The organism is Bacillus sp. LR_5 (assembly GCF_042709275.1).
In genome coordinates this window covers 20,920-30,052 of the sequence record NZ_JAVAXX010000054.1, presented here as the reverse complement: position 1 = coordinate 30,052, position 9,133 = coordinate 20,920, and the positions used below count along the sequence as shown (strand labels likewise).

The window sequence follows — 9,133 nt, the reverse complement described above, 5'->3', positions numbered from 1 at the left end:
GGTCGCGTTTCTTTACTCCGCTAACCACAGACAGCACACCATTCTCTATTTTAACAAAACCTAGATCAAAAAACACCTTTGTCATGAAATTGATTGTTTCAACAGACCAGCCTTTATGTCTTGCAAGCTCTGATCCGTGTTTTTTCACGTCAAAAGCGCCTCTTTTCAGCAAGAACGCATAATACCATTTAAAATGGTCTCTTGCGGGAAATGTTGATAAAAAGTGGTCCTCTTGATTGAGAAAAATGAAATATATCCGCTCAGGCGTCTTGCCTTCCAGCAAACGTGCGAGCATGTCCAACGAAGGCGGCGGATCCAGCAATACAATATATGCACCATCAAGGTCAAACGCCTTCGCTTGATCTTCAGAGCTGATGACGTGCACTTCACGGCGAAGATCTTCAGTCTGAAGAAGTGTTGTTGAGTCTTCTTTGAAAGAGACAATGGCCCGTTTAGCAGATGGAAGGACGGAAACTGTGTCTTCCCACATCCGTTTTCCCCTTAAATCAAACAGCTGCCATTCAGAAACAGCGGCATCCTTAATCATTAACTGCGGTTTTTTTCTATTGTTCCATTCGTTGATAGACATCTCACCGACAATTGAAATTCTTGAACCCGGGACGATGCCTTCTTCGAGCTCACCTTTATTAAAACCGACGCAATCAAGCTGAGACGACTCGTTTCTGACCGTCATTTTCACATGATTTTTATTAGCGCCGATCTTGCGGACATCTTCCAGCACAGCGTTTTCTACGAGAACGTGCGGTTTCGGGTTCAGCATGCCAAATGGGGACAGCAGGTTCATTTCTGTGATGCTTTCAACCGTAATGTCCTCGACACCGCAGACGAGATCGACTTCCTGTACAGGAATAAAATCCTCTTCCGTGAGCGTATTGTCTGCTATTTCATTCAGCCTGTTTCGCAAATCCGGCACATCTTCGGCATTCAATGTCATCCCCGCAGCCATTGGATGGCCGCCGAAATGAGGAAGAATATCTCTGCATTCAGAAAGACTCTCGAATAAATTAAAGCCTCTGATGCTTCGGGCCGAACCTTTAGCGATCCCCTTTTCTTCATCAATGCCAAGCACAATGGCCGGACGATAGAAACGGTCCACAAGCTTTGAAGCCACAATCCCGACGACTCCTGGATTCCACCCGGCTTTGGCCACGACGATTGCAGTTTGATCGAGACCTTGCTGTTCAACCATTTCAATCGCTTCATCCGTCATTTTGCTGACCATTTTTTGGCGCTCTTTGTTCAGCTGGTCAATTTCAGCGGCAAGCTCTTCCGCTTCAAACGAATCCTCTGACATGAGCAAATGAACAGCGGGATCCGCCTGTTCGATTCGTCCGACGGCATTCAGCCTTGGTGCTATCTGGAACCCGACTGTTTCTTCGTTCGCTTCTCCGATGTCTCCGCCTGACAGCTTGACCAGCTCTTTTAATCCCAGCCGATTCGTCCGACGAAGCCTTTCAAGTCCTAGTGTTGCAATTAATCTGTTTTCGTCATGCAACGGGACAAGATCAGCAATGGTGCCGATTGCCGCCAAGTCAAGCAGTTCATCCGGGAGTTCGCCCAATAAAGCGTGGGCAAGCTTAAACGCAACTCCGACCCCGGCAAGTTCTTTAAACGGGTAGGTGCAGCCAGGCTGCTTCGGGTGGACGATCGCATGGACATCCGGAAGCTCCGGTCCCGGCTCATGGTGATCGGTAATAATGACATCCAGCCCGAGTTCCTTTGCCACCTTCGCTTCATGCACAGCGGCAATTCCTGTATCAACCGTAATAATCAGAGAGAAGCCCCGTTCTTTAATCGAACGAAACGCCTGTTCATTAGGGCCATATCCTTCTTTAAAGCGGTCAGGTATATAAAAATCAACTTGAGCCGACAGCTTTTGCAGCGTGTGAAGCATCACTGACGTACTGGTAACTCCATCGGCGTCATAATCGCCATATATCATAATCTGTTCTTGTTGTGAAATCGCCTGTTTTATTCGATCTGCCGCTTCTTTCATGCCCTTCATTTCGAAAGGATCATAAAAATCGGCATCCTTTGTATGTAAAAACAGCCTTGCGCTTTCTGCCGTATCAAAGCCTCTTTTTACAAGCAGGGACGCAACAAGAGGTGTTATATGCAATTGTTCTGTGAGTGATTTGACCTTATCCTGATCTGGTCGCTGGATTTCCCATCGCATTTTTGACGCTAACATAAATTCACCCCTCAACCACCCTATTATACTAGAGCAGGCTGAGGGGTTTCAAATATTATTCGAAAACTAGTCTTTTTTCTCAAGTCCGGTTGATGTATCCTGTATGTCGTTCTGTTCAGCATACAGTGTATCTTCTTGTTTATGTATCGTCTCTTGTGATGTTTTGTTTTCTTTCCGCAACGCTTTTATTTCCCGCTTTAATTTCATCACCTGAAAAATGCCGGCAGAAAATACGATCAGCGCGCCCATTAAAACTGAGCCTAAAATGACAAGAATGAGCGGCCACTCCGATCTGCCAAACAGGTAATCAACTTCTACGGATCTTACATTAATGACTGCGAAAATAGCGACAATTAAGGTAAAAATAAGTGCGAAAATTATTGTCCATTGTTTATTCATTCTCTTTCCCCCAAAGTTTATTTACCTGAGGTAACTTTCCCTGTCAAGACTGGTTTTAAACATGACTTGACGCTCGGTCAAGCCTCAATTGCGGTTAATTTTTCCCGGATCAGTCTCTTCAGTCCGTTTCCATCACCGGACATCACAAGTGTATCACCTTCATCAATGACTGTTTCAGATCCCGGATTTAGTTGTTTATCCTGATTCTTCTTAATAATCGCGATGACCGTCACATGATATTCCTGTCTCGCATCCAAATCACCAATTGTATGATGAATAGCAGGCGCGCCCGTCTCTGCTTTACACCACTCTATGATTAAATCATCAAGGGCTGCCTCGACCCTTTCTAATTCTTTCGGTTTATATGCCATTCCGCCGAGAATTGCAGAAATCTGCCTCGCTTCAGCGTCATCAAACTGCACGGAGGCAATACATTCTTCATGATCATTTTCGTCAAAATAGTACAGCTCTCTCCGGCCGTCATGATGAATGATAATTGAAATTTTATCGCAGTTTCTAGTAATGATTTCAACTTTATGCCCTATGCCCGGCAGCTGCGCTTCGCGAACCCTCATATATAAACCCTCCTACATATCTGAAAACCCACTCTTAACACCATTTATATGTGTAAATGTAAGCGTATGTCATTATAGCAAATGTCTATTTTAAGTTCAACGAAACTTCAAAAACAGGCTGCCCTGCAAAGGACAGCCTGAATTTTTTATTGCACCGAATCTTTTTTCAGTTCTTTTCCTTTCCATACAAGCCAAATTTGTGCGGCAATGTAGAGAGAGGAGTAAACGCCTGTTAACAGCCCGACCAATAAAGCGACTGAGAAGTTTGTAATCGAAGATGCTCCAAAGATGAGCAGTGTCACTACAACAATTACGACAGTTAATACAGTGTTAATTGAACGTGTAAAGGTTTGCTGCAGACTCAGGTTTACAATATGGTTGAGGTCGGCAAATGTTTTCGGCTTGCGCTTCTTCATATGCTCGCGAATCCTGTCAAATGTAACGATTGTATCGTTAATCGAATACCCGATAATCGTCAGTATAGCGGCGATGAACGTAACATCTACCTCCAGCCTTGTAATACTGAAAACCGTGACGATAAAGAATGCGTCATATAGCAGTGAAGCTATCGCGGCGATCGCCATTCTATATTCGAATCGGATCGAAACGTAAATAATGATTCCAATAGAAGCTATAGCAAGTGCGTACAGAGCATTTCTCGCCAGCTCTTTACCGACTGTCGGTGAAACTGTGCTGACATTTGGCTCTGTCCCGTATTTGTCTTTAAAGTGCGTTTTTACTTTGGCGATCGTCTCTTTATCTGGCACTCCAACAAAACGGGCAACACCGATATTTTTCTTTTCGCCTGACAGAACAATGGTGTCAGGGTCCATGCCAAGTGATTCAAAATCTTTCTCCACCTGCTCTGTTGTCAGCTTATGGTCACTTTGGACTTCAATCCGTGCACCGCTCGCAAAGTCAATGCCCAGATTCAACTTAAACACAAGCAGGATAATAATCCCGGCAATTGTGATTGCACTTGAGATGATAAAGAAATATTTGCGTTTGCTCGTGAAATCCCATTTTTGGAACGGCGTATGCGGCTCTGTATTTTCATCTGTATCCTGAATATTCATAATGTGCTTCTTGTTGACGCCGAACCAGCCTTTTTTCCGATCAAGCCATCTGCTTTCCACAAGGAGAGCAAGGAGAAATCTTGATAAGAAAACGGCAGTGATAAAGCTTGTCAAAATCGACAGAATCAGCATCGTCGCAAACCCTTTTACAGAGCTTGTCCCAAAGATGAAGAGCACAACGGCCGCAATAATCGTTGTAACATTCGCATCAAGAATCGTCGCGAATGACCGTCTGTTTCCTGAACGGAAGGCAGAGCGGACTGACTTTCCTAGCTTGAGCTCTTCTTTAATCCGCTCATAGGTGATGATGTTGGCGTCGACAGCCATCCCGACACCTAAAATGAGCGCAGCAATTCCCGGAAGCGTGAGCACAGCATTCATCCAGTCAAAGACCTGGAGTGTAATGTAGATATAAACCGATAGCGTAATCACCGCAATAAATCCCGGCAGGCGGTAATAGAAAAGCATAAATAAGAAAATAATTGCGATACCGACAATACCGGCAAACACCGTCTCATGGAGCGCCTGCTGCCCGAATTGTGCACCTACTGATGTTGAATATTTTTCAGTCAGTTTCACAGGAAGCGCGCCGGCGTTTAAAATGCTGGCTAAATCTTTCGCTTCTTGAGCTGTGAAATGCCCTTCAATTTTTACATCAGTTGTATTTAGCTCCTGACTTACATTTGGAGCGGATACATATTTAGGATGCTCTTTTTGAACTTCTTTCTTAAAGGAATCGCCTTTTTCGTAATCCAGCCAAATGACAAGCTGGTTATTGGGCGCCATATTCATGACCTTTTTGGTCACTTCGCCGAATTTATCAGCGTCTTTCAGTTTGATAGTGACAATCGGCTCATTTGTTGTGCTGTCATAGGTTTGTTTAGCCCCATTTTCGACGAGATCAGCACCGTTCAGCAGTTCCTTATCATTTGCATCTCTGAAGGAAAGCTGCGCTTCAGTCGCAAGAATTTCACGCGCTCTGTTTTGGTTTGTCACCCCAGCGAGCTGAACGCGAATTCGGTTATTTCCTTCAATTTGGATGTTCGGTTCGCTGACACCGAGGACATTGGCCCTGCGGTTCAACGCCTCTACTGTGCTGACCAGAACGTCTTTTGTGATTTTGTCACCTTTTTTTACGGGCTGTACATCATACAGCACCTCAAATCCGCCTTGCAAATCCAATCCTAACGTAATATTATTCGCGGCAGGCTTCGTAAAGTAGCCCAAGCCTGTGCCGATCAATAAAACGAAAAGGAAAAACGCAATCAAGCGTCCTTTTTTCATTATGTATATCCTCCCTTAAACCTGTGCGAATCAACCTGCTATCTCAGCAGTTCTTCCAATGCTTCCTGGCCTTCTTCACTGCCCAGCCAATTAGACGTTTTAAATGACTCAACAGTTGCATAGTTCATAAATTCGCCAATTTTTACTGATAAAATATCGCTCGTCATTTCATAAATGTGCAGTTCCGCTTTCTTTTTCCACTTCTTACCTGTTAAGTATGACCACAAACTTTCGAGTTCAACATCATCATACCCGAGAATCTTAAACTCTTCCAGTTTGCTGTAAAGAAACGGCCTGACGTGGTCTTTATATAGATCAGCAGGATGCTTCTCCATGAATTCCACGCTCCTTTTTTATTGTTTTTCAAGAAGACTTGTCATGCTTGGACGATATATACGCATATCTTTATTGTATATGATTACAGGTAGTTTGAGAAGGCAGGGGGTAAAAATGGCGAAACAGACGTTTTTAAGGGGCACTCTTATTCTTATCGCAGCGGGAATGGTTACAAGAATGCTCGGGTTTGTCAACCGGGTGGTTATCGCCCGTTTTATCGGTGAAGAAGGAGTCGGGCTTTACATGATGGCGGCGCCTACCTTCTTCTTGGCCACTACACTAACTCAATTCGGTCTGCCGGTAGCGATCAGCAAGCTTGTCGCTGAAGCCAGCGCGCGCGGAGACCATCAAAAAACAAAAAATATTTTAGTCATGTCTCTGACCATCACAGGAGTGCTCAGCCTGATTTTTACACCGCTGTTTCTGTTTTTCGCCCCGGTTATGGCTGAAACGATGCTGACAGATAAAAGAACACTGTATCCGCTCCTGGCCATTACGCCGGTTGTGCCGATTATCGCCATATCAAGTGTGCTGAGGGGATACTTTCAAGGAAAACAGAATATGAACCCGCTTGCTGTGTCCCAAGTCCTTGAACAGGTCGTCCGCATTTCACTCGTCGCTGTCTGTACGACGATTTTTCTCCCTTACGGAATTGAATACGCCGCTGCGGGGGCAATGCTATCCTCAGTTGCAGGGGAGCTGGCGTCACTTCTGTATTTATTTGTTTGTTTTAAATATAAAAAGACAATTAAAATCAGAAAGCACTTTTTCCAGTCGATTAAAAACGGAAAACAAACATTTTCCCAATTAATGAGCGTGTCCCTTCCAACGACCGGGAGCCGCTTTATCGGCAACCTCTCTTGGTTTTTCGAGCCGATTGTCGTCGCTCAAAGCCTTGCCATCGCCGGTGTGGCGACAGTTGCCGCTACAAAGCAATACGGGGAGCTGACCGGCTTTGCCATGACCCTGCTGACTCTGCCCAGCTTTATTACATATTCTTTATCGACCGCGCTTGTTCCTGCGATCAGTGAAGGAATGGAGCAGAAAAAATTGCAGGTGGTGGAATACCGCTTGGAACAGGCCATGCGTCTGTGTCTGCTCAGCGGAGGCATTTCAGTTGTCATTTTATTTGTATTTGCGGATGAGCTGATGAGGGTGATGTACGGTTCCTCAGGCGCAGCTGTATTTATAAAAGTGATGGCCCCATTTTTTCTACTTTATTATTTCCAAGGCCCTCTTCAAGCTGTGCTGCAGGCGCTTAATTTAGCAGGGGCTGCGATGATGAACAGTTTAATCGGAGCGCTTGTCAAAACCGGCCTTATTTTTGTCCTCGCCACCAGGCCGTCTCTCGGTATTATGGGCGCGGCATTAGCCATTGTGACAGGTATGGTGCTCGTCACGCTTTTACACGCGGCAACCGTAAGCAAGGTGCTGCCGATCAGTATTAAAATCAAGGAGTACGCGCTCAGCTTCGCTGTTATTGTAATTTGCGGATTCATCAGCTCCGGCATTAAACAATATGTAAGCTTTGGATCGTCCGAGGCTGTGAATGTCGCCGGATGGATTGCAATAAGTACTGCCATCTATATCATCCTCTTACTCGCTTTCCGTTTAATTAAAAAAGATGAGCTTCGCCGCATTCCTATTATCGGACGTCTGATCGTCCGCTAAAGGTCACGTGCGGTGCCCATCTTTTTTATCTATAAATAACTCACCGTCAGTAAACGAGCAAAATGAAATATCTGAAGGGTTTGCATATCCGTGTTTTCTTAGTTTTTCAAGCAGCCACTGTTGATCTTTTTCAATCCTGGACAGGTTTTCCATTTGAATAGAGCCATCTATAATAAGCGGCATTTCGAGCTGCCGATGCTCTCCGCTGTTTTCTTTCTTTACAACAGTCAGTTTGCCTGACGGCTCTAAAATGGCAAATGATACATCAGCCACTCTGTCGATGTTATTTTCTCTGAGCTGAACCATTAAATCATCGAAATTATAACGCTGTGATTTCATGGCGTCTTCGTCAATTTTCCCATATTTAATAATAATGGTCGGCTTTCCGTCAAGAAGCTGGCGGACTTTTCGGTTTTTTAAAGAAAAGTATGCCAAAGTCACTTGGATGATCATTAATACAAGCATTGGCAAAATAGTGTGAAATAGATGATCTTCTACGTTTTCTATGGCTAAAACGGCAATTTCAGCCATCATGATAAAGACAACGAGATCTAAAATGCTAAGCTCCCCGATCTCCCGTTTGCCCATAAAACGAAAAATGACCAATATTACAAAATACAATATGATTGTGCGAAACGTAATAGTGAGAAGCTCTTCCATCTTGCACCTCCAACTCATTATAGGATGCAACAAAACGAACAATTTATGTAAGGAAAAAGCGATCGTATTTCATAAAGCTTTTACGTCTAATTCATGCGATAGGGGAATACATTTTTACAAAGACGAGCCATCAGCATGTCTGGCGGCTTTGTTGAAAAAGAACAGAAGCCTTTTAATACAGGCAGAGAGGAGACATTTATGGAGGAAACGAAACAAGTTGGAAAAGGCATTCTTTACGGCTTAATCGCCATTTTCTCAGCCATGCTCCTGACAAGTTTAGCCGTTTCACTTTTACTGACGGCAACCACGCTGGAAGAGTCATCATTCAACTGGCTGATCACCGCCATCTCATTTCTTTCTTTGTTCATCGGCGGGTTCATTTCTGGCGGTAAAGGAAAGGAAAGAGGCTGGATGATCGGGGCATTGACTGCCTTAAGCTTTTCTCTGATTATTTTATTGTTTCAGTATTTAGGATTCGGAAAGACATTTACAGCGGAACAGCTGCTCTTCCATCTTGGATTTTTAGGGGTGTGCATGCTGGGCGGGGTTTTCGGCGTGAACATGAGGGGAAACAGGTCTTCCACATAAAAAAGAGCGGGCTCACTCACCCGCTCTTTTTTGTTTGCTATGTATAGCTCCTGCTGTTATTCAGCAGCAGAAACTTCTCTGATCGCGCGGCGGTCGAACGTAAGACGTGTGTTTTCACCAGTCTTAATGACGACTTTGCTTTCGTCGATAGAGTCAACAGTACCGTGCAATCCCCCGATTGTCACTACTGAATCGCCTTTTTTCAGTTCCTCCTGCATTCGGCGGACTGCCTTTTGCTGTTTTTGCTGAGGACGAATCAGCAAGAAGTAAAGGACCGCAAACATTAAAATAATAGGAACCAATGTACCTAAAGTGCCTGTCATGATTTTCAC

9 protein-coding genes are annotated in these 9,133 nt (G+C 44.5%); 2 read left to right on the top strand and 7 right to left on the bottom strand.

Annotation, left to right across the window (positions count from 1 at the left end; translation table 11 throughout):
• The 5 genes from recJ to comN form a co-directional block, all read right to left on the bottom strand.
• A partial coding sequence (recJ, locus tag RAC86_RS13720; protein ID WP_377885763.1) for a single-stranded-DNA-specific exonuclease RecJ occupies positions 1-2,212 on the bottom strand: 2,212 nt, incomplete at its 3' end.
• Positions 2,213-2,278: 66 nt separating this feature from the next.
• Positions 2,279-2,611 (bottom strand): LapA family protein, encoded by a 333-nt coding sequence (locus RAC86_RS13715; RefSeq protein ID WP_061186675.1) that lies wholly within the window; start codon positions 2,609-2,611, stop codon positions 2,279-2,281.
• 77 nt (positions 2,612-2,688) lie between these two features.
• Complete coding sequence (locus RAC86_RS13710) at positions 2,689-3,186, bottom strand: cation:proton antiporter regulatory subunit (RefSeq protein ID WP_061186676.1); 498 nt, start codon at positions 3,184-3,186, stop codon at positions 2,689-2,691.
• 146 nt (positions 3,187-3,332) lie between these two features.
• Positions 3,333-5,546 (bottom strand): protein translocase subunit SecDF, encoded by a 2,214-nt coding sequence (secDF, locus tag RAC86_RS13705; protein ID WP_014114622.1) that lies wholly within the window; start codon positions 5,544-5,546, stop codon positions 3,333-3,335.
• A gap of 38 nt (positions 5,547-5,584) precedes the next feature.
• Entirely contained in the window at positions 5,585-5,881 is a 297-nt protein-coding gene (gene comN, locus RAC86_RS13700) for a post-transcriptional regulator ComN (protein WP_014114623.1), read from the bottom strand.
• A 115-nt stretch (positions 5,882-5,996) separates the two neighbouring features.
• Here comN and spoVB point away from each other — a divergent pair, with 115 nt between their 5' ends.
• A complete protein-coding gene (gene spoVB / locus RAC86_RS13695) occupies positions 5,997-7,553 on the top strand; it encodes a stage V sporulation protein B (protein WP_014114624.1) in 1,557 nt (518 codons plus the stop codon).
• Positions 7,554-7,556: 3 nt separating this feature from the next.
• Here the strand turns inward: spoVB and RAC86_RS13690 are convergent, their stop codons facing one another.
• Complete coding sequence (locus RAC86_RS13690; RefSeq protein WP_014114625.1) at positions 7,557-8,213, bottom strand: DUF421 domain-containing protein; 657 nt, start codon at positions 8,211-8,213, stop codon at positions 7,557-7,559.
• A gap of 198 nt (positions 8,214-8,411) precedes the next feature.
• Between RAC86_RS13690 and RAC86_RS13685 the strand changes: the two genes are divergently transcribed.
• Positions 8,412-8,801: a TIGR04086 family membrane protein gene (locus tag RAC86_RS13685; protein ID WP_061186696.1), complete on the top strand. Its 390-nt coding sequence runs from the start codon at positions 8,412-8,414 to the stop codon at positions 8,799-8,801.
• Between the two features lie 56 nt (positions 8,802-8,857).
• Here the strand turns inward: RAC86_RS13685 and yajC are convergent, their stop codons facing one another.
• Complete coding sequence (gene yajC / locus RAC86_RS13680; protein ID WP_003222677.1) at positions 8,858-9,124, bottom strand: preprotein translocase subunit YajC; 267 nt, start codon at positions 9,122-9,124, stop codon at positions 8,858-8,860.
• Positions 9,125-9,133: the final 9 nt, after the last annotated feature.